Genomic DNA, 21,943 nt, shown 5'->3' on the forward strand with positions numbered 1-21,943 from the left:
AGTTCCTCCTCTAGGCAAGTCATATTCTTCAACCCTCTTGCTGGACAAGTCTGCTATTTTGCTTATATTGGCCGGGTGTAATTCCCTCATATTTCTTAAAGACACGAATGAACGAATTGCTGTTCAAGAAACCCACCCGCTCGGATACGTCCTGGATCGTCAGTTCCTCTGCCTGTAGAATTTTCTTGGATTGCTCAATTCGATATTGGTTGATGTAATCGATTACGTTGACGCCTGTCTGTTCCTTGAAGTACTTGGAGACATAGGTTGGATGAAAACGAAACCGCTCGGATAAATGGGTCAAGCCCAAATTGACATCTGCATAACTCTCATGAATGAATTCCACCAGTTGATCCCTCAATTCCTCACTGCGGGAACGCTTGCGCTCATGCACCGTCTGGCATACCGTCTCCAGTATCCGCAGCAATTCGGACTCGATCTCCTCAAAGGTCTCACATGCAAACAATTGCCGAATCAGATCGTTGCGCTGTGTCATCTCGTTCTGGTCATCCGTCTTGATCTGTTCGGTAGCTTTCAGAAAGGTACCAATCAACTCAAACATTAGACAGCGAGCCAGTTCAACAGACAAGGGCTCTCCCGCAAAATTAGTCATGAGAATTTCGTTCATCACTTCCGTGGAACGGGCATAATTGCCTGTAGCGATATAATTGATGAGCTGTCTCTCCAGATCAAGAGGGTAATACAGCTCCTCCTTGGGCCGACGAATTCGGTTCGGGTCAATAATTTGACCGATCCCCAGAATCAGCCTGTATTCCAGCGCTTCTTCCGATTCCCGGAAACAATCTGCGATCTCCGCAATACGGTGATGAACATGGCTAACGCCAACAGAGAAATACACGCAGAATCGGGAGCCGATGAAACGCTGAGCTTCTTCGACTGCACGAATTAACCGATGACTGGTATCCTCCTCACATTCCCGAATATTGATCAGGAATGCAATTCTTCCATCAATATCCGCAGAATACACATGACCGATTGAGCCGATCATCTCCTCCAGTACATTGGTCAGAATCAGGTGCACAAATTGGTGCTTCTCCTCCTGGTCCTGCTCACGTACTCTGGAACGGAACAACCCTTCAACATCCTCAATATGCAGGAGCAATACAGCAAACGACTCCGACTCAAATCGAATACCTGAACGTTCTAAGGTCGATGCAAACTCCTCACCCACCTGTACCCTTCCCTTCATCAATTTGGAGAGCAGACTGCTCCGTATAACGCTTTGCTGATCCTTAAGCCTGTTCGCAAATTGATCCTGCTCTTCCCAGGCTTGGATCAGAACAGATTGCAAAATGCCATATTCATCGTCTGGCTGCTCCAGTTTCCATTTGACCTTATCCGAGATAATGTTCATGATCCGTCCCAGCGGACGGTAATTCCGTCTGGTGAACCACCAGGCTGCCACCCCGCCAAGGATAAGTCCTGCGGCAACGCCTCCAAGCGTAATATCGCGGATTACCGTCAGCTTCTTGGCATAGATTCGGGTAGGTATGATGGATACATACTTCCAGTCCTGGATCTTGGAAGAAATCTGCGATATGGTCACGGATTCTCCGTTCCAATCGATCGTTTCCGTTCTTTTCCCAGCATCATCGAAAAGATTAAGGTCCTCCCCATTCATGTAAGGGGTTTCAAGTGATCCGGTAGAAAATAACGTTTGACCGTCGTGATCCAGAATGAACACGGTGCTCTCTTTTTCCAAACGTACGTTATCAATGGCTTGCTGGAATCGGTTGGGGTCCAGGTTAACAACGAAGGTCGCAGGGCTGTCAGCGCCATTCTGAATAGGAAACGGCTGAATATAGACCAGCGTGTCTTCAATCCGTCGATCTTCACTCCGAACCTCCATCTTTCGGTACATGCTCTTACCGGAATCATGCATAAGCCGGGTCCATGCTTCCTCGGTTACATTGGTGCCCTGATAGAACATGTCGTATAGATAATTTTTTTGAATAAGTGAAGACGAGGACAACGCGATATCGGGTTGTTTGATATAAATGTATAGTTCACTAATCAAGCCGTTTCCGACGCGTGTAGATTTCAGGTTTTTGATCAGATCAATCCCCATGACTCTCCAGCGGGCATCCTGTTCAGATGCATGATTAATGAAGCTCATGAGTTGAGAGTCAGCCATTAATTGATTGCTAATGCTGCCAATATCACCAATCTGGTTATCAATGGTTTCCTGTACCTGAGATAACAGCACCATGTTGGAACGATTAACTTCTTCCTCAAGCAACATGCGAGACTCGGCAAAAACAGCAGCACCGATCACAATCGGTATGAGCAGAATGACCATGTAAGAAATGCCCCATGATAACAGGATGCTTTTTCTCTTCATGCGTCTCCTCCTCACCGTTTGTTATTTGGTATGGCTTGATAAGGCAACTCTATTCTTTGATTGCTCCGATCATAACACCTTTAACAAAGTATTTCTGCAGAAACGGATAGATGAACAATATAGGCAGGGTCGCTACCATGACGGTTGCGTATTTTACACTTTCCCCGATGGCCTCTTTGTCCATAGCGGTCGCTCCTGTGGTCATCGAGTCTGTACTGTTCTGAATCAGAATCTCTCGCAGCACCAGTTGAAGTGGAAACAGGTTCCGGTCCCGAATATACAGGATCGCACTGAACCATGAATTCCAGTGACCGACGCCATAAAAGAGAATCATCACCGCAATGACGGGCATGGACAATGGTACGACGATCCGCCACAGAATGAGCATCTCTCCTGCCCCGTCTATACGGGCCGACTCCAGTAGACTTTCCGAGATTTCCGCAAAGGAAGTTCGCATAATAATCAGATTATAGCTGCTGATCAGACCGGGTACTATCAGAGCCCAGAGGCTGTTCCCCATATGGAGCGTGTTATTGATCAACAGATAAGATGGTATGATTCCGCCGTTGAAAAACATCGTAAACACAATCGCCAGCATAATCGGATTGCGGAGCATAAAGCTTTTGCGGGATAACGTGTACGCCCCCAGAATGGTGAACAGCAGATTAAGCGCCGTGCCCACCACCACAATGAATATAGTATTCCGGTATCCGGACAGAATATTGGGGTTGCTTAGCACCAGCTTGTAGCTCTCCATTGTAATTCCTTTGGGGAAAAGCAGCAGGCCTCTATGGGCCATGAGTTGACCTGAATCGCTAAGCGATGCATTCAGCACATGCAGCAGCGGATACAAGGTTACGATAATCAGCCCTGTCATCAGAATCGCGTTCGCACCGCCAAACAACCGCTCTCCAATGGACCTTTTCATTCGCAAAAGAAATCCCTCCTTTCACCTCGTTCTTGGCTAGAACAGTTTCGTATTGGATATCACCTTGGACAGACGGTTGGCACCGATTAGCAGCGCAAAGTTAATGACCGACTGGAAGAGACCCACCGCGGTTGTATAGCTGAATTCAGCACTTTCACTAATCCCTTTGCGGTAGACAAACGTCGAGATTACATCTGCTGTATCATACACATTCGGATTATAGAGCAGAATAATTTTCTCGAACCCAATCTCCATCAATCCTCCAATGCGGAGTATGAGGAGAATCATAATCATCGGAATGATGCCGGGAAGCGTGATATGCCACACCTGGCGAAGCCGACTCGCTCCGTCCACGTTGGCAGCATCGTAGAGCTCGGGGTTAATGCCGCTAAGCGCAGCCAAATAAATGATGCTGGAGAAACCAAGCTCCTGCCAGATCGATGAGGCAGTATATATGGTACGAAAATTGGCCGGATCACTGAGAAGCGCACTGCTCTGACCGCCAAAATAACCAATGATAGTGTTAAACAGTCCATCTCGGGAAGAAAAGTCCACAATCATGCCGCAGATGACAACAATGGAAATAAAGTGAGGAATGTAAGAGATCGTCTGCACCGTACGTTTGAAGATTTCATGTCTGAGCTCATTAAGCAGAAGAGCAAGAAGAATGGGAGCCGGAAAACCGAACAACAGCTGATAAAAGCTTAGCAAAAGAGTATTCTTCAGAATTCGCCAGAAATAATAGCTCTGAAAGAAATCACGAAAATGCTGCAATCCGACCCAATCACTGCCCCATATGCCTTTGCCCACCGAGTAGTCTTTGAACGCAATGATGGCTCCGTACATCGGCAGGTATTTGAAGACGAGAAAATATAAAACGACGGGGAGAGCCATCCAATAGATGGCTTTATTCTTTTTGTAATTGAGCCATAACAAGGAAAACTTGTGCGACAACTCCTTCATCCCCTTCCTTTTTCATTCCAAAGAGGGCGTCCAGGGCAGCAAAGCCGTAAAAAGGCTTCATTACCCTTAGACATCTCTTCCTTATCTGGCGTTATACCGATCCAGGGCAGCTTGCTGAATTTCAATAGCCCGTTTCACGTTAAACTTGTTGATCTGATCTACAAACTTGTCAAAGTTCTCAATCGGCTCAACCCCAATGACAAACTTGACGAACATCTCGTCCCGGTAGGTTCCAATATCACTCATAATCTTGCTGTACTCCGTAGATTCTTCTGTTGTCAGACTTGTCGGAGGAAGGCCCACCTTCAATGTATTCTCGCTGTATTTGGAGAACAGAACTGCCGCATCCTTCTGCTGTTGGAGCTGGTAATATTGCTCGTTGTACCGATCGTCATCCTCCCCAACGAAGGGATAGTTCGCAATAAAATGTTTGGCCATGGCTTGAGCAACCGACAGGCCGTCCGGATTTTTCAAAATCTCATCAGTATAGGTCGGGTAACCGTCCTTCATCGTGTAGGTGAGGCCCTCCACACCGAAATTTTTCAGCATATGTCCTTCTTCACTGAAGAAATAATCGAGTGCTTTGACCGTTTCCTCCGGATGTTTGTTGCTATTGGTGAGCACAACACCGCTACTGCTCCACTCCCAGGAACGTCCGGTAAACAGTGGTTCATCGCCCTTATTCAGCACCGGATATTGTGTGGCAGTCAGGTTGGCGTTCGGATCCGTTTCCTGCAGAGCGGGCAGGTAGCGGCCTACACCTCCACCAATAAAGGTGAAAAATGCACCAGCTTGACTGCTCAAAATTTTGGCGTCGTATGTTTTCTGGTCATTAGTAGCAAAATCGGGATCAACCAATCCCTCCTGATACCAGCGATGGAACATCGTGAGGAATTCCTTATATTCCGGCTCGATTGGCCCATAGACCACCTTGCCATCTTTCATGAACGTACTATTAGTGATGCCGTAAGCCTCCAGATATGTCGGTGCGGCTGGTCCCATCGTGCTCATTTTGGGTGGTGCGCCAAACAATAGCGGCGCTGCTACGCCTTTTTTCTCCTTGAAGGCCTTGAGTACCGTCTCCCACTCCTCCAGCGTTTCCGGTTTCTCCAGCTTTAGCTCATCCAACCAATCCTGACGGATGAACGTACCGCCGAAGGTTTTGTATTCCCCTAGACGCAGATGCGGTATTGCATAGATATCTCCGTTGTCGGCTTTTAACTGTTTGGCAACCTCAGGATTCTCTTCCAGGATCTTTTTCAAATTGGGAGCGTATTCATCAATGAGTTCGTTAAGTCGAATGATGATACCATCATTGAATAGCTTGGCGTAATCTCCATTGACAAACATGGCATCAGGCAGCTGATTTGAGGCTATCATGACATTGAACTGTTCGGTCTCGGCACCCACAGCGGGATGCTGGAATTCGATTTTGGTATTGGTTTTCTTCTCCCATTCCTTAATCGCCGTAATTTCATTCATGCTCTTGAGTGTGATGGAAGCATTGGTATTCATCGACATCCAGATTGAAATGGGGGTAGGTCCATCTCCTCCTGCTTCACCTGTACTTCCATTCCCCCCTGAACAGCCCCCAAGAGCAGCAATACTCATCATTAGGCAGATACCAATTGTCAGTCGTTTTCTCCATGACCTTTTCATCACTTCACGTCCCCCCATTGAATGTGTATCGTGGATAAGCAGCTCTGTCATCGCTCTCCATAAAGTTACCGTTTGCCCGCTATATTGGCTATCGTCCATTCTTGCCGACATATCCAAAATTTGATATTTCCTTGCGCAGCGCAGGATTTGCACACGAATGCAAGAGATCAATATCATATTTCCAGATTGAACGGTGAGCGTGAGCACAAGAAGGAGATCGATCAAGCCCGTTTCCAAAATCATAAGGTGTTTGACCAGTCGCTGCCACATATATGGAATAAACTAATATCACTTCTTAATTGAGCGTGTTCGTTTTTTCATAAGGAGCGTCCAACAACGTGAAGGAGGAAACAGGAATGGCGATCCGCTACAGCATCATTATCCCAACCTATAATCGGGCCCATCAGTTATCGCTTACTCTGGCAGCCTTAGAGACACAAACCTACCCGAAGCACCTTTTCGAAGTCATCGTAGCTGATGACGGTTCCACTGATGGAACGAAAGAACAGATCCAGGCATTCCAGTCTTCATATCCTTTGACCTACGTATCGCAGACGGAGCAACGTGGCAGATCAGCGATCCGGAATTTGGGACTTCAGCATGCCAAAGGGCTATATGTTATCTTCTGTGATGCTGACTTTCTGGCATTACCCGAATTTATTCGAACCGTGCGTCAATATCATCGTAAAAATCCCAGAGCCGTCGTTTCGGGTTTTCCACATTCCTTTGCCGATGCTTATACCCACTACTATCCAGACTTCTCGCCCTCGGAAAAAGATCATTGCCGTTCAATCCTTACCCCTTCAAACTTATGGCGTCCTGAATTTGATGCAGCGAATGAAATCGTCCCACTGGTCACACCGGATGATATCATTCATCAGACAGATACATTGTCCAAAGTGATTTTCCCAACCAAAATACCGCCTAGTGTCATCAAACAATTTGCCAGCACCGATGTGGCTCCATGGATGCTGCTCGTCACGCGGTGTGTATCCATCCGCCGAAGCCTTCTGAATCGAGTTGGAGGTTTCAATGAACGGTTTGTACTGTATGGGCTTGAAGACTGGGATCTGGGCTACAGACTGCATCGTTTGAAAGTGCCCTTCTACTGTATGAAGGAGGTCGTAGGTTATCATCAAGAACATCCTACCCATTTCCGAGGGGAAGTGCTCAATACAGAAAATCTGAAAATCATGCTCGAAACCTATGGATTCAATGATTCGGCACTCAATTTATTCTGCGTAGTACCACCATCAGCTGACCTTCAAACCTACAAAAAAACGCTGCGAATCCTGCGCAGAGGCTTCCGGTCCAGAACAACACGCTCTTCCGCACGACTATTAAAGAAAACATTACGGATTGCTGCCAAACACTTCGCGCTTCAAACAGATGTGGAAGCGTACAAAAAATCTCTCGCAAGAATACAGAGAAAAGCAAAAGGCAGAAAAAGTCGGGTGGCTCGCGTTTTACAGGATATGGCGCAGAGATCTAAGGAATTGGTTGAGTAGTTAGCTGTATCACTAACTTCGCCCATATTACTCCTGCTCCAATTGCATTCACTTTTTTTTAAAACAACAAAAAGCCTCCTATCTACATCTTTGTAGAATAGGAGGCTATGTTTCCTTTATACTCATTTTCCCCACCTTACGGTGTATGGCACGTTTTCAAATTCAGCAATTTAAAATTCTTCGTATTCACTCGGGTCCTGATTCCACAGTCGTCCATCTTTACGATTATATGAAGAAATGACTTCCATCTCTTTCTCGCTCAGCTCGAAATCGAAAATATCGATATTTTCTTGCTGGTGTTGAAGCGAGCCAGCTTTAGGAATAGGAATTGACCCAAGCTGGGTATGCCAGCGCAAAATAACCTGCGTACCCGTTTTGCCATGAGCTTCGGCAATACGAAGGATCTGCTCATCTTTTACGATATCTTGTACAGCATCATTACCACGACCAATCGGACTCCACGATTCGTTAATAATGCCATGCTTCGAATCCTTCTCCCGCTGATCCGCTTGGTCAAAGAATGGATGCAGCTCAATCTGATTCAGACTTGGCGCTATTCCCGTCTCCTTAATCAGGCGTTCATTGTGTTCCGGAAGGAAATTGCTAACTCCGATGGAACGGATATATCCGCGTTTTTTCGCCTCAATGAGTGCCTGCCACGCTTCCACATACATATCCTGCTTGGGATTCGGCCAGTGAATCAGATATAGATCATAATAATCCAGATCTGCTCTGTATAGAGATTCTTGGACGGCTACAATCGCCTTTTCAAAAGCATGGTAACGCCCTGGCAGTTTAGATGAAATGAGCAGGTCTTCTCTGGAAACGGAGCTCTGCTTAATAGCCTTCCCGACAGTCGCCTCGTTCTCATAGTTATACGCTGTGTCAATCAGTCGATAACCTGCATCCATCGCCGAAGCTATGGATTTAACGCCTTTTTCGCCTTTTAAGCTATAGGTACCGAAGCCAATGGCAGGTACTTTTAAGCCATCATTCAACGTATATTCCGGAATTGTATGATTCATCTGGTAAACTCTCCTTTGCGAAAGATATACTAAAACGATATGGAAAAGGTGATATGCCCTCTCCGTTTATTCTACCCCTCCATACGCGGATGAATCAAATATAAGCCACCACCCCGTTATATGGGGTGGTGGCTTTCTCTTCTAATTTTAATAGAGGCAAGTTGCCTCTTTATTCATGCGAAGAGATCGGCGTAGCCGATAACGACCGATTACCCATAAAGTTCTGAATGGCCATAGCAGCCTGCTTGTACCCGCCAGCATCGCGTAGCGTTTTCCCAATAACCTCAGCATGTTCCTTATAGGAGGCATTGCCGAGCACCTCTAATACCGCGGTTCTAAGCACGTCGGGTGTAAGGTTATTTTTATCCACGATAACCCCTGCTCCGAGCTCCTGTACCCGGCCTGCTACACGCGGCTGATCCGAGGTTAACGGGAGCATGACCAAGGGTACATTATAATACAAAGCTTCGCTTGTACTGTTCATGCCCGCATGTGTCAGAAAAGCATCTACACCCTGCAGCACTTCCAATTGTGGGAGATAGGGTCTGATGATGAAATTGTCAGGAATGAGATCAGCAATCGGCTCCAAATCAGTATCCTTCCCTGAAGACAGTATAAACTGCACAGGCAAATCACCGAAAGCCGTAAAGCACAGCTTATAAAAATCAAGATCCTTATTTAAAATGGTTCCCATCGAAATATATACAGCCTGTTTATAAACGGCATGCAGAGATTCCTTTGCAAAGGATGGTGCATCCTTGCGAGGTGTAATAGATGGGCCGGTGAACACATAGCTCTCGTCCAGCTTGTCCCCCATGGGCTGAAAATAACGGCTTGTATAGACCAGCTTTAGTTGTCCGGGATGCCCTGAAAGATCCGCCAGAGAAGGCACAGCCACATTGAACTGTGAAGCTAATTGCCGGGATATCTCGATGATAGCGTTATATAGCTCCTTGACCTCCTCATCGTCATCCTTCAGTTGATTTTGATTACCTGTTCCAAGAGGTTCTACAAAAACAAAAGTGGTGGTTGAGCATATTGCTGGGATACCCAGCTTTTCGCCTAAAATTTGTCCTCCCCAGCCTATTAAGGAGTCAAAAATTAAATAATCATAGGTTTCATTTTCGATCAGATTCAGAACATCCGGAATAAACCGTTGAATCACTTTTTTCAAAACCATATATAAAAATTGGTAAGGGTGCTTGATTTCAAAAGGCTTCATATCCGGGTTGTTAAGCAGAGTAGCCTCGTTGAAGGAGTATGCTTTAAATTGTGCGCCTAACGCTTCAATCTTCGTCCGGTATTTTTCCGTACAACAGTAGACGACCTCATCGCCGTTCTCTACCAGTTCCCTGATTATTCCGAGCGTCGGATTGATATGCCCTTCTGCAGGCATCATTACAACTAATACACGTGCCACGAAATACACCTCCATTAAATTTTCCAATCTTCAAACGGGACATTTTATTTCTAGCCTCAAGATAATAGGTGTAAAATAGAAACTGGAAATTGTGCCCATATAAATATACTATTAATTATTTCCATTTTTGTAAATAGTGTATATGTCACTTTTTGAACAATAAAAAAAGCACCTTTACGGTGCTTCGGTGCTTCCTCTGTTCATATTCATATTGGATTAGGTAAATAACATGTCTCAATATCCTCTCGAATATTGGGGACTTTCTTTTAATTGCACGATATCATGACCCGTTGGATTCTGGAAGGCACGAAGGCCAAAGGTCGGCGCAACGGCGAAGATGTGGTCAAAAATATCCGCTTGAACCGATTCATATACACCCCAGGTGATATCATTGCTGAATGCATAAATTTCAAGTGGTAGTCCGTTATCTCCCGGCGCTAACTGTCTCACGATCAACGTCATATCCTTATGAATTTTTGGATGATTCCTCAGATATTGATGAATATATTCTCTGAATACACCCACATTCGTAAGCTGTCTACCATTTACAATACTTTCCGTATTAATGTGATGTTCCATGTTGTATTCGTTAATTTCATTTAATTTGGTCTCGAGATAATTCGTCAAATAGTGGATCTTCTGAAATTCCCCAATCATTTCCTTCGTGCAGAAGCTTATGCTGCTTGTATCGATATAGACGCTTCGCTTGATCCTTCTGCCACCGGATACCTGCATACCTCTCCAGTTTTTAAACGAGTCCGAGATGAGCGCGTAGCTCGGAATCATCGTAATCGTTTTATCGAAATTCATGACCTTTACCGTGTTTAATGTAATATCGATGACGTCGCCGTCGGCATTATATTTAGGCATTTCAATCCAGTCACCCACACGCACCATGTCATTCGATGATAATTGCACACCTGCCACCAGTCCCAATATGGAATCCTTGAAGACGAGCATCAGAACAGCTGATAAAGCGCCAAGTCCACTGAGAATAATCAACGGATTCTGACCAATCAGGCTCGAGATGACGATAATGCCTCCAATGATGAAAAGAACGATTTTGGCTACCTGAATGTATCCCTTAATCGGTCTAATCTTGGAGACTTCATAGGAACGATAGATGGTATCAAAGGCATTAAGTAACGCATTTAATACCGTGATGGTTATGATGATCATATACGTTAAAGCTGCTTTTTCAATCAAAGCCTGATAAGACGGGAAGACATACGCAGAATAATAAATGATAATCGCCGGTACCAGATGCGAGAGGTTGTGGAACACTTTTTTCTCCACAATAATTTTATCCCACGTGTACCGATTGTTGTTGATGATCTGGATAATAATCTTCAGCACGATTTTTTTGGCTATAAAATTGGCCAGTATGGAGACCACAGCTATAAATACCACCATGATCAAATTCGAAAGATATCCAATGGTTTGTTCACTCATGCCAGTTCCATCTAGTTGATTTTTGATAAAGTCCATTGTATCCTCCTGACGCGGTTTATATTAACTTATTATTATAAATTACATTCTAGTACGAAGTAAAATTTCAAAATAATACAGCTATCGGTTAATGAGTAAAGGATACATGCCCCCCTTCATGAGTATCACTTCACACAAATGGGCTAATGTGCATAGACGAAGACTCAGCAAATTACCATGAAAAAGCTTTCTCCCGTAAGCATGGTAACCGAGCTTCCACCCGTCCGTGTCCATTTGAAAACTTCCGCCTCAAATGCGAATAAGCCATCCATAATGAAAAGGGCACATCATCGGCTATCGATGCCTGCGTGGACCGAGCTTTTCGTATTCCTATATTTTTGAGTACAACCAACACGGTAAATGACCTGCAAGAGCAATTTTTGAACCGTCTCATTGCGGAAATTGAGGGTGCATTGCTCTTTCCCCGCACTTTGCCCGTTAGTGAACAATACCCGGAAAACATCCTGACGAATATACGACGCCTGGTTTTTTCAAGCTATGGTTTGCTCGCAATCAACTTCCAACGATTTTTTGTTCAAATTCTTAAATCCAATGTAGGGGAGCCTCCAACGACCACTCCGTTCTGGGAAGGATCGACCTTTTCTCAAATTGAGCCTGCTATGGCTTTTCAATTCGGCATTCCAATCTTATTGGTGAGAGAAAAGGGAACGGACGTCAGCAATGGCATCTGGGCCGGAGGAATCACACCTCTTAACATATTTGTAGACTGGGATTCCGACAATCAATCCGTAGACGATTTCTTTAACAGTGTTCAATGGAGAGAGGTCTTTGCCAATTGGACAGCGGAAGTACGGGGTAACTATTTGCTTCGCACGGAGCCTCTGTTCAATAATTAATATGAATTAAAAGATTCACTGCCACTGGTGATGTGTTCTTTGCGATATTGCAATGACGTGCTTGTCCGCCTCATTCACTGTACGAGGGCTGAACTCCGGGTTTATCCTTTATTGAACTCATAGATACCAAAAAAGAGACCTTAACGGTCTCTTTTCTAACTCTTGCCTTGCTCGTTTATTTTGCTCATGAATATTTTGAAGTTTGGCTGCTTTCACTCTGCTTGATCTAGCATATAAATTATATCTCGTTTTCCCCGTTCCCCCCACCTGATGCGTTATTGCGATTCGTAAAATCGTCTGGCCTTAATTGGTATGCAAGGGAGGATGATGGTTATCCATTATGCAGGGCTCTGGCTAAGAAAATCAAATGAGCTACTCTTCACAATTTTTTATCCTAAGCCCCGTTCATTTAAAAAAACACCACCGATGACCTTGCCGCTTGAATCGTGTAGTGACGTAGCCCTCCCGATAAATTCAAATCCGTAAAATTCAGAAGGTACTTCCGCTCGAAAGTACGTCCTTTACTCTACCAAAAAAGAAAAAGGGCCCTATCATTCTAAAGAATGAAGGGCCAGTACGTTCAGATTCGTTTCGTCAAACATCACTAGAGTTTGCCAACATTTCGCTTACCGTTACGAAACGGTACCCCGCTGCGGCCATTTCCTCGACCAGCACACGAACCGCCTCCACGGTCTGGGAACGATCCCCGTACCCGTCATGGAACAGGAAAACGCTGCCTGGCTTCACGGTAGACCGGGTATGTTCCAAAATGTGATCGACACCGGGGTTGTCCCAATCTTTCGCACCGCCATTGACCGCACCAATTGATTGATATCCCCGCTCTGCAGCCAGAGATAGAATGTCATCATTCACGCCAAAATACGGTGGTCTGAAACACTTCACAGTTTTCCCCGTCACCTCCCGGATGAGGATTTCCGCACGTTGCAGTTCCTCTCCGGCTTGCTCCAGCGTCAGCTTGGTTAGATCCGGATGTGTGTATGTATGGTTGGCAATCTCATGCCCTTCGTGGTGCACCGTATTCGCAATCTCAGGATACACCTCCATCTCCCTGCCTATCATGAAAAAGGTCGCCCTTCCACCCACATTACGGAAAGTTTCGAGTAATTGATGCGTGTATACCGGATGCGGGCCATCATCAAACGTGAAGGCCACAGCCTTCTCCCGGACAGAAACCTGCTCTATTAACGATATATTGACCATGTAGCAACAAACTCCTCTCCATTACAGCTCGGCTACGATATCCTTATTATTCCATGTCGAGAGCCTTAGGTCCAGTCTGGTCAACCCACTTTTATCACTTGCTCAAACCCAACCGCAAACTCTCGCTAAATTGGATAAATGAAGAAAGCGATTCTCACAGTTGCTGTGAGAATCGCTCTTGAGAAATGTATGACGTCAAGATGAGTCCAAACGATTTGAGTGTGATCACAATTTTGATGTCACACTTTCATCAGTACCTAACAAGAGTAGGTTTACACCAAGCAGGTATCGAGTCGATGCAATAGATCAATTTATCCTGCGTGATTTCCGCAACAATTAGAGGCTCGTATGTATTATCAATGATGATAACCTGGTCTGCAATGGCCAGAGCAGGTGTAAGGTTCTGCAGTGACTGACCATATCGAAAGCGAATATCTTCTTCAGCAATCCAGTGTCCCCCCTGCTCGACACGAGAAGCTACACGGTCTATATGCATTTGGACATCTTGAAGGCCGATATAATATACAACAATTTCATAACGATTTTCTTTAGCAATTTGCATATGTTTCAAAACAAATGGATCCAGATAATGTTGTTTCAATAGCAAAGTTTTCACCACTTTTAATGAGTGATCGGATTCTTTTCACAGCTTCCCTACCAGCAGAAAGGTCAGCACTACGCGGATCCTCTGGCTTTAACCGCCTCGCAATCTGATCAGGATCAACCAGTTCACCCAGCAACTCTCTCATTTGCATGCTGAGTGTACTCTTGCCTGCCCCATTGGTCCCAGCAAACACGGTCATGACTGGTTTGCTTTTACTCATGGTACTCAAATTCCTGCCGCTTTCCAGCAGCATCAAAAATAATTTCAAATTTATTACCTTCAGCATCTTCACGAACGCGTTTGTTATTTTTTATATAATAAATAGAAGCACCCGATTCTTTGGCTTGCTTCCGTGCATGTTGATTTGCTTTTTTTAAAATTTCTTGGAGCTGTTCTCGATTATTAAACACCTTGAGTCCCCCAATCTAAATTTATGTTCATTATATCATAAACAGAAAAACCACCAACCAGAACAACCGGTTGATGGTTTCCACATACTCTAATGGAGGCGAGGGGCATCGCCCCCCATATGGTACTTAACAATTAAATAAAAAAGATTGATCTGTTCATAGCCCCGTCAAGTAGATAATAAAAAAAGAGAACTTCCATTTAAGCGGCGACTTTTTTCCCGGAATTCAATTGGGGAAAGGTCGCCAAGTTTGTTTTGGAAGCGGTGGGGGCCCATTTGCTTATTTCTTTAATGAACTGGCACCGGGCTTCGAAATCCAGCTTCCCTCCCCGTGTAAGTTTGGATTGAGCTTTTTTAGATATTCTACCTGCGCTTTCAGATAATGCATTTTCTTCTTCAGCACTACTAAAATGCTCCTTTGTCCACCGTCCCCGGTAATCCTCAAAACCATCTCCGTTTTGGTTTTTACGGACCCATGTGATGATTTGACTTTCACTCTTGATTCCGAACTTCTCCATAATTCGGCTGTACGGCCAGCCTTCCTCCATTCGCAAACGAACCGCTTCTTTCTTCGTTTCTTCACTATATCGATTAAATGTTTGACCCTTCTTCGCTGGCATAACAAAAATCCCCTCCGGCAGTGATTGAGTTCATTGTAACATGTACTCTTTTTTCACTGTCTACCGTGAGGGGATAATACCAACAAAGCCAACGATCATCACTTTTTGTAAGTTTTTTGAAATGGTATCGTATGTGAGAAAGCAATTTCAAATTGATCAACCTCCCTAATGAATTTTGGTTTAATAAAGCAAGCTTTTTGAGAAAGAAAAAACACTTTAATACACGGTCCAAATTAACCTCAAAATTCGACACAACACATCATGTATGAATGAGTATTTGTTACTATTTACAAAATTACCCTTCATTGATAAATTTAATATAAAATGAAAGGAGTTGATGTTATCGCGCTTCAGTTTCCTGTTTAACCAAACTAAATCTTTAGAATCTTGTCGTAAGATCATGAATGTATTTCTTTTGTTTAAGCACTTTGTGAATATTGTAGCAATATTCACACAATAACTAATTCAACGGATGAGGTGGGTAAAAAAATATGAAAAGATTCAAAATTTCATTGCTAGCTGTCGCCGTTCTCGCTGGATCACTGTTTCAAGCGAGCGTGTTTGCTGCTGATAACACGCCCAAAATTTTAAACACAGTTATTGAGGACCAAGGGATTTCACTGACGGTTGAAGGTTTTAATGAAACGTTGGTGGGTAGAAAAGAAAATAGAAAATCGCTTATGAGCCAAAAATCTTTACCTAAACTTGATTTGAAGCTCGGGGATTTCACGTTAAAGGATGAAAGTGTTTCATTTAATGCGAATGTTGGTGAAACCGCTATTTCGTTGTCCGGACCGTTGCATGCGAGTTATAAAATTCAAAATGACATGAACAGTATCGTAGGAGATTTAACGGATGCAACGGGCAATTTTAAAGTATTGCTGTTCGAAATCTTCAATGATACCCAAAATGATAATCTTTTGATTAATCACGACCTGAATGGAAAGCCGCATTTGAAGCTGTATTTGCTCGACAGCAATAATAATATCCTTATTTTCGAGATGGATGTACCTGAAACATTGAACACATTGGAAGCGAAGTCTTTTGCTGAAGTTGAAGATAACAAAAAGGAAATGTTCTGGTTTAGTGGATTGGCAGAGCCTTTATCTGTTAAGGAGATACCTACAAGCGAAACGTCGATTGCTGAGGTTTCAGGTAATACCAATACCAGTATCTCCCCAACGGCGTTAAACGAGTTTTCTACCTGGACTAACCCTACCACTTATTACACTTCATTTTACGTAGGATCCGATTATACACAATGCTACTCGTTGCCTTATCTTAGCTACAAACACGTAAATGTAAGCTCATCAGACTCGACATGGATTGCTCAATTTAAAATTGCTGAGCATACAAAAGTCGGCAACTACACCTATTACGGCAATAACGTTTTTGAATATAAGAATGTAAAAATTGCGTTTGGATCAGGCGATTATTCAACCATGATCAGGACGTTCCAACAAGGAAGAGTTTATGATACTACAAGCGGCTTGAAAAAAACCGGCGATAATATCTCTGCTAACCTTATCAAGAAAACAATAAGCAAAGTTCCTTATGGAAGCACAATTAATGATGTCATTGGATATATTAACACCGCAACGTCTGTGGTAGGAGATGTGAGACTTGGTAGTACAGGTGTGAACTTATCAGGTAGTCCTGTTTCCGCGGCAGGCGAAAAGCTCACTAGTAAATATAAGTTAGAGGAGTGTACCGATCATAGCGGGCAAACTGATAACGGTCATTACTTTACTTATCATGTCGTGCTTAATTATGAGGGAAATGGATCCTCAAAAAGTACAACCGGCAATCTACAATTGAAATTTGATGTATGGAACGCCGAGACATACACAACCACCCCAATCTCCAAAGATTTCTCTCTTTCTTACACAGCAAAACCATAATATTCTGTTCTTTTGTTTTCATTGTCGAATATACTAAAAGGGCCGGGGATATTATTCCCGGCTTTTGGCTTGAAACATTTATCGTGACCGGTTCGTTAATCTAAGTGGGAGAGAGGTGAATTAATGTATGAAAATGAATATAAAAATATCCATTATGCTGCTCATTGCAATTGCTGTAGGTTTCATTCTTGGATGGTATTTAATGCCAAATAGTGAACAGGAGAAGTGGACTCCAGACAAAATTAATCTTTACTATAATGAAGAACAAAGCCAGGTTACAAAAGTAGAGGATCCGCAATTCTTCGATCAAGTCCTTCGTTTAATTGTATTTGAAAAAGGAGATATGATGTCAGGAGGAAATGCTCCATTATCAGAAGAAGAAGTCAATGAGATGAGAAAATCTGCAGTAGAATATTTCTATAATAAACCGATCTCGATACAGATCAATAACGGAGATGGCAAATCCGAAAGCATAAAATTCAAATCTATCCTTTTTCCTATAGATGAAAAATGGAACGGTGCGGCTTATATACAAACAACCGATTCAACTTATTTGTATTTTGTATCACGGCCAAGTTTAGATTCAATAATAAGGCATATGTAGATTTTGACGCTTACCGTTCAATTTATATAGCAGAGTAACCTCAAAGCTATGAATAAAGACCAGACAAATGTTTTATACGAGCTAAAGGAGTGGTGGATTCGATCGCTGGAGGGGAAGCCAGCCGGTGCTCTAGGAATTCCCCAAAAGACATTTTGTTTCTGGACAAGATTCCGCTGCTGGTTGTATTTAAGCTCAGTCAATAGCTTTTGGCTTCAGTTTCAGTTGAGGCTAGCCCAAAAGATAAATTCATTAGATTCTAAAGATAAGATATGCTTTTGATTAAACTTCAACGTAGAAAATCCCACCAGGAATATAGTGGGGTTTTCATTACCTATAAGTGAATGACAATAGTGATTTACCAGAATTAGCGTCAATGACTACATTAAACTGGCTATACGTCGGAGCTTCCTTCCCTTTCATTGCGTGCCCCGTACCTTTTATATCAAAAAATGTGACAATGTATACAGGTTGTTTAGCAAAAACCCAAACTTTAGACTTTTAGCTGAAGCAATTATTATCGCTTCTTCTTCGCTTATTTTGGCAGCAAATAGGGGAGTGCTTAGCTTCATTCCTAGCAACTTTAATCTATCCTTGTCATGAAGAGTTATTATTTCAGATTCTGTAGTCGCATCATATGCCTTTATCCTCACCGCTCCAAATTGCAGTAGAATTAGGCTCAATTAACATGGTGCAGCTATTGCTAAAACACGGAGCTGACAGTAACAGATTTATCGAAGGAGAGAAGAGTATACTTCAGATTGCTGAGGAATTAGGACATACGGAAATCTATCAATTGCTCAAAGAACAGGAACATTGAATATATTTTTTATGTATCAAGTTACAAAATCAGACTTGAGACAATATATAGAATGTATTTAGAAAGAATGAATCACTTAATGTTCAATGTGGGTTAACAAGTTGCAATTATGGCTTTTAACAGTATTTTTGTAGGTACATCGTTTAATCCAGTGCGATGTAGATTAGTTCAAGTTCGTTGATGTTGATGAAATAGCGGATGGGATGTAGGTATTCCTATCCGCTATTCGATGTTTAGAACATCTTCGCCGCAAGGTTTGGTATTCAAATTCATTATTTCTCTATAGCTACGTTACAAAATCGCAGATTTAATAATATATAGATTAGAAGCCTCACCCACTAGTTATTATCCACAGCCACACAATACTATAAAAGCGTGTTAGATCACCATTATGGACTCCTCAACCGGGTACACGGATAAAATGAGTGGAAAAATACGAACCTACTACCAACTTAACTTCAAATCTAACATCCCTCAATTCATTAGTGAATAATTCCGCCCTTTTCCTTCGACTTCATCCTTGTACCCCAGTAACATGCGAACCAACGTATTGGGATACTCCATTAACTTACGATACTCCTTTGCTGGTAGATCTGGGTTTCTCAACATGATTGCTTGAAGCTTGGCTATTTCTGAAACATCGTAACGAGCCTTGTATACCATAAATTGAGATACGTAATCGCCTACAGACAATTCTGACAGATTTTCATTGCCGTTCCATGAATACAATTTGATCTGTTTTATGAACCGATCTACGTTACTACCTTCAGACAAGAAGCGATATACCAGATCACTCTTAATCAGCGTTGTATTTGAATTTCCTATGTAACTTTGTTCCATCAGAAATACTACAATCCCCATAAACGTATCAATAATTTGAAGAGGAATAGATTCATGAGACTCTTCCGACTCAACGGATGCAATCTTATACCTTTTGCTCCGATATACGGAATGAGCATTCATCTGCTCTTTAATTTTGGAATGAAGTCGTAATGAATCGTACTCATCGTTCCGGTCAATTTTAATATTCACATCTACCTGACCGCTCAAGTGCCGTGTCACCCCGTAGAACAATCTCTCGGGAATTTTGATGTAAAACAGATTTCGCAGCTCCATCATCGTAAGATTTAGTTCTTGAGCAATGCTGTGAGCTTTTGTATTATCGACAATTAAAATATTGATATTCACATCCTGATTGATGATGTAGTGAAGAACCTTGAAGTATTTCTTCAGATATTGGTCATGATTGTATTCCCTAAAATGTAGTTCGCTCTTAGTACCCAATTCTTCATACATACCTTGTATCGTCTGCGTTATGTCCGTCATTGTCTGTTCACTGCCGCCATAAGCACCGTAATATGAATTTTCTTTTCCGGGCTGATCAATTTTATTCGCTTCATCGAAATATATATTATAGATCATTGTACACATCCTAATTAGCCAAAATGATAATGTAAGACTTGACTTTCATTCTTATACATAATATCATGATTATATAGAAATAATACGGATGAGTATAGTCTTCTCCGCTTCGTTAGCTAGAGCTGACTATACTCAAAAAAAGAACCTTCTCCGCTTCGTTAGCAGAGTTGGTTTTTTTGCGTTTTACACTAATTTTTCTTTGTGAGTTTGATTTTCTAAATACACTGTGTGCGTCGAACTACAGAAAGAAGAGATCGAAGAGATCTATAACGTGGATACACGCTGTCACATCTCCGCCTGCGTCGAGCGGAAGAAGACAAACTGGTTGATCCAATGTAAAGCCGATTATGGGGCGATACTCGGGTGACAATCAAAACTGATACGTACAGAGGTACCGCCATGTACATCATCAGAGATATGTCGTATTCGACCTCAGAGAAGCCCGAAGCCTTAGAGCCAGAGCGGTTTACCCCACCCCTTCGAATACGGGCAAGCAAAAACAGCCACCAAATGGTGGCTGTCACTGATACTACTAATGGAGGCGAGGGGAGTCGAACCCCTGTCCGAAGATAACGACACATAAGCTTCTACGGGTGTAGTCACAGTTTTGATGTCACCCGAGTATCGCCCCGTAACCGGCTATACGTTGGGTCAGCCTGATTGTCTTCTTCAGCACACCCCAGGCGGAGATGTGACAGCGTATCCCACTACTTGTTAGCCCCTAATCCTGTCACATGGGCGATGCAGGTTAGAAGCACGCACACAGTTTCTTAGGCTGCGAAAGCGTAGTTTGTTTGTTGTTTGCCGTTTAATAGGCTTTAGCGTTGATGAAGTGGACGCGTCCCCACTACCCGCTACCCATGCTCGAACTATCCCCGTCGAATCCATAAACGCCCCCTCATATAAGAAGGGCTCCAGGATTAATCCGTGAATACGGAGCAAAGGTGCTGCACATCTTTTTCCTCCAAGGTAAAAAGATGCTTCTTTCAAACTCGCATTCCTGCTTGCTACAAGAACATCATAACACAGGACAAATCACCGATATAGTACAGATTGCTGGAAGACGTTCCAGCAGGCTGAGCAACTGTGCAAGTTTAACCAACACACATATAATGCTCAAGCGTCTACATATTATACCGCGTCCCTCAAGGGAAGTAAAGTTGAGTACGGAAGCTCAGACAATTCATGTGCATGAACAAACTTTTCTTAACTATTTTACCCACTATCCCAACAAACTACGCAGCCATCAGCAAACATACTGCAACGATTCTTTCCAGCATCATAAAAAAAGCATACCCGGTACCGCTCAGCCATCTTAATAGACTGGATACTTGGCAAACTGGTGTATCTCATCTCATCTCATATCATAACCGGCACAATAATCTGACAGGCTTGACCGCACTTCAGGCCAGTACGATGCGTTAAACTCATTACCCCGCTTCCCCTTAACATGGAACCTCTAATCAGATCAAAAAAATCCCAAGTTCTACCCAACTACGGGTAAAACCTGAGATTCCTTATTTCTAACATAATGCACTTATCACTAACTAATTAAGTAAACACATGCCATTCAACACATAGCAACCCGCAAATCCCAATTAACGAGCAACCTTCTGCTTTTCGCGCAGTACCCGTTGAATATCACGTTGTGCATCCCGCTTGGCTGCAGTTTCCCGTTTATCGTACTGCTTCTTACCTTTACCCAGTCCGAGCAACAGTTTCGCATACCCGTTACGAATATAGATTTTCAGCGGTACAATACTGTATCCGTCCTGCTTCGACAGCCCAAGCAGCTTGTGAATCTGCACTTTATGCATCAACAACTTGCGCGTACGGGTTGGATCAATTGGATTATGACGGTTCCCTTGTTCAAAAGGACTTATATGCATATTGTGAATATGAATCTCACCGTTTCGAATCGTGGCAAATGCATCGCCAATATTCGCACGGCCGTTACGAAGCGATTTAATCTCCGTTCCGGTAAGCACCATGCCCGCTTCATACGTATCTTCAATGAAGTAGTCATGGGAAGCCTTTTTATTCTGTGCAAGCACTTTACTCTGTCCATCATTCTTGCCCATGTCCTCACTCCTTCTCCGTAAAATAAGCCGGTACCTATGCTCTACAGCAGCGCA

General features: G+C 43.2%; 19 protein-coding genes and 1 other RNA gene. 5 read left to right on the forward strand and 15 right to left on the reverse strand.

Features of this window, described 5'->3' with window-relative positions; genetic code table 11:
* Positions 1 to 28: 28 nt before the first annotated feature.
* From ACR1R9_RS26295 to ACR1R9_RS26310, 4 genes are all read right to left on the reverse strand, one after another.
* Positions 29 to 2,362 carry a helix-turn-helix domain-containing protein gene (locus ACR1R9_RS26295; RefSeq protein ID WP_175380888.1) on the reverse strand — a complete coding sequence of 778 codons (2,334 nt, stop codon included), beginning with the start codon at positions 2,360 to 2,362 and terminating at the stop codon, positions 29 to 31.
* Positions 2,363 to 2,411: 49 nt separating this feature from the next.
* The gene (locus ACR1R9_RS26300; RefSeq protein ID WP_072735774.1) at positions 2,412 to 3,296 is read right to left on the reverse strand and encodes a carbohydrate ABC transporter permease; all 885 of its coding nucleotides are present in this window, start codon (positions 3,294 to 3,296) and stop codon (positions 2,412 to 2,414) included.
* A 30-nt stretch (positions 3,297 to 3,326) separates the two neighbouring features.
* A complete protein-coding gene (locus ACR1R9_RS26305) occupies positions 3,327 to 4,253 on the reverse strand; it encodes an ABC transporter permease (RefSeq protein ID WP_076291973.1) in 927 nt (308 codons plus the stop codon).
* 81 nt (positions 4,254 to 4,334) lie between these two features.
* Positions 4,335 to 6,023, reverse strand: coding sequence for an extracellular solute-binding protein (locus ACR1R9_RS26310; RefSeq protein ID WP_246317895.1), 1,689 nt, complete (start codon positions 6,021 to 6,023; stop codon positions 4,335 to 4,337).
* Positions 6,024 to 6,268: 245 nt separating this feature from the next.
* Between ACR1R9_RS26310 and ACR1R9_RS26315 the strand changes: the two genes are divergently transcribed.
* A complete protein-coding gene (locus tag ACR1R9_RS26315) occupies positions 6,269 to 7,420 on the forward strand; it encodes a glycosyltransferase family 2 protein (protein WP_433923647.1) in 1,152 nt (383 codons plus the stop codon).
* A gap of 170 nt (positions 7,421 to 7,590) precedes the next feature.
* On the opposite strand, the gene ACR1R9_RS26320 is transcribed toward ACR1R9_RS26315, so the two are convergent.
* From ACR1R9_RS26320 to ACR1R9_RS26330, 3 genes are all read right to left on the reverse strand, one after another.
* Positions 7,591 to 8,445, reverse strand: a complete 855-nt coding sequence (locus ACR1R9_RS26320; RefSeq protein ID WP_099859172.1) for an aldo/keto reductase — start codon at positions 8,443 to 8,445, stop codon at positions 7,591 to 7,593.
* 169 nt (positions 8,446 to 8,614) lie between these two features.
* The gene (locus tag ACR1R9_RS26325) at positions 8,615 to 9,865 is read right to left on the reverse strand and encodes a macrolide family glycosyltransferase (protein WP_433922320.1); all 1,251 of its coding nucleotides are present in this window, start codon (positions 9,863 to 9,865) and stop codon (positions 8,615 to 8,617) included.
* A 234-nt stretch (positions 9,866 to 10,099) separates the two neighbouring features.
* Positions 10,100 to 11,353: a mechanosensitive ion channel family protein gene (locus ACR1R9_RS26330; RefSeq protein ID WP_433922319.1), complete on the reverse strand. Its 1,254-nt coding sequence runs from the start codon at positions 11,351 to 11,353 to the stop codon at positions 10,100 to 10,102.
* 338 nt (positions 11,354 to 11,691) lie between these two features.
* On the opposite strand from ACR1R9_RS26330, the gene ACR1R9_RS26335 reads away from it, so the two are divergent.
* Positions 11,692 to 12,210, forward strand: a complete 519-nt coding sequence (locus ACR1R9_RS26335) for a hypothetical protein (protein ID WP_433922318.1) — start codon at positions 11,692 to 11,694, stop codon at positions 12,208 to 12,210.
* 594 nt (positions 12,211 to 12,804) lie between these two features.
* Here the strand turns inward: ACR1R9_RS26335 and ACR1R9_RS26340 are convergent.
* The 5 genes from ACR1R9_RS26340 to ACR1R9_RS26360 all read right to left on the reverse strand — a co-directional run bounded on the left by ACR1R9_RS26340 (position 12,805) and on the right by ACR1R9_RS26360 (position 15,064).
* A complete protein-coding gene (locus tag ACR1R9_RS26340) occupies positions 12,805 to 13,431 on the reverse strand; it encodes a polysaccharide deacetylase family protein (RefSeq protein ID WP_433922317.1) in 627 nt (208 codons plus the stop codon).
* 250 nt (positions 13,432 to 13,681) lie between these two features.
* The gene (locus ACR1R9_RS26345) at positions 13,682 to 13,927 is read right to left on the reverse strand and encodes a hypothetical protein (RefSeq protein WP_433922316.1); all 246 of its coding nucleotides are present in this window, start codon (positions 13,925 to 13,927) and stop codon (positions 13,682 to 13,684) included.
* Positions 13,928 to 13,979: 52 nt separating this feature from the next.
* A complete protein-coding gene (locus tag ACR1R9_RS26350) occupies positions 13,980 to 14,255 on the reverse strand; it encodes an AAA family ATPase (RefSeq protein ID WP_433922315.1) in 276 nt (91 codons plus the stop codon).
* On the reverse strand, positions 14,248 to 14,445 hold the full coding sequence (locus ACR1R9_RS26355; RefSeq protein WP_247900243.1) for a hypothetical protein: 198 nt from the start codon (positions 14,443 to 14,445) through the stop codon (positions 14,248 to 14,250). Before ACR1R9_RS26355 ends, ACR1R9_RS26350 begins: the two co-directional genes overlap by 8 nt.
* Positions 14,446 to 14,644: 199 nt before the next feature.
* A complete protein-coding gene (locus ACR1R9_RS26360) occupies positions 14,645 to 15,064 on the reverse strand; it encodes a transposase (RefSeq protein WP_433922314.1) in 420 nt (139 codons plus the stop codon).
* A gap of 491 nt (positions 15,065 to 15,555) precedes the next feature.
* On the opposite strand from ACR1R9_RS26360, the gene ACR1R9_RS26365 reads away from it, so the two are divergent.
* The 3 genes from ACR1R9_RS26365 (at position 15,556) to ACR1R9_RS26375 (ending at position 18,386) form a co-directional block, all read left to right on the forward strand.
* Complete coding sequence (locus ACR1R9_RS26365; protein ID WP_433922313.1) at positions 15,556 to 16,965, forward strand: hypothetical protein; 1,410 nt, start codon at positions 15,556 to 15,558, stop codon at positions 16,963 to 16,965.
* A 127-nt stretch (positions 16,966 to 17,092) separates the two neighbouring features.
* Positions 17,093 to 17,569, forward strand: coding sequence for a hypothetical protein (locus ACR1R9_RS26370; RefSeq protein ID WP_433922312.1), 477 nt, complete (start codon positions 17,093 to 17,095; stop codon positions 17,567 to 17,569).
* 634 nt (positions 17,570 to 18,203) lie between these two features.
* On the forward strand, positions 18,204 to 18,386 hold the full coding sequence (locus ACR1R9_RS26375; RefSeq protein WP_433922311.1) for an ankyrin repeat domain-containing protein: 183 nt from the start codon (positions 18,204 to 18,206) through the stop codon (positions 18,384 to 18,386).
* Positions 18,387 to 18,860: 474 nt separating this feature from the next.
* On the opposite strand, the gene ACR1R9_RS26380 is transcribed toward ACR1R9_RS26375, so the two are convergent.
* From ACR1R9_RS26380 to smpB, 3 genes are all read right to left on the reverse strand, one after another.
* Positions 18,861 to 19,808, reverse strand: coding sequence for a DUF3800 domain-containing protein (locus tag ACR1R9_RS26380; protein WP_433922310.1), 948 nt, complete (start codon positions 19,806 to 19,808; stop codon positions 18,861 to 18,863).
* A 533-nt stretch (positions 19,809 to 20,341) separates the two neighbouring features.
* Positions 20,342 to 20,706, reverse strand: a transfer-messenger RNA (tmRNA) gene (ssrA, locus tag ACR1R9_RS26385).
* Positions 20,707 to 21,406: 700 nt separating this feature from the next.
* On the reverse strand, positions 21,407 to 21,889 hold the full coding sequence (smpB, locus tag ACR1R9_RS26390) for an SsrA-binding protein SmpB (protein WP_247900242.1): 483 nt from the start codon (positions 21,887 to 21,889) through the stop codon (positions 21,407 to 21,409).
* Positions 21,890 to 21,943: the final 54 nt, after the last annotated feature.

The organism is Paenibacillus taichungensis (assembly GCF_050994985.1).
GTDB lineage: Bacteria > Bacillota > Bacilli > Paenibacillales > Paenibacillaceae > Paenibacillus > Paenibacillus taichungensis.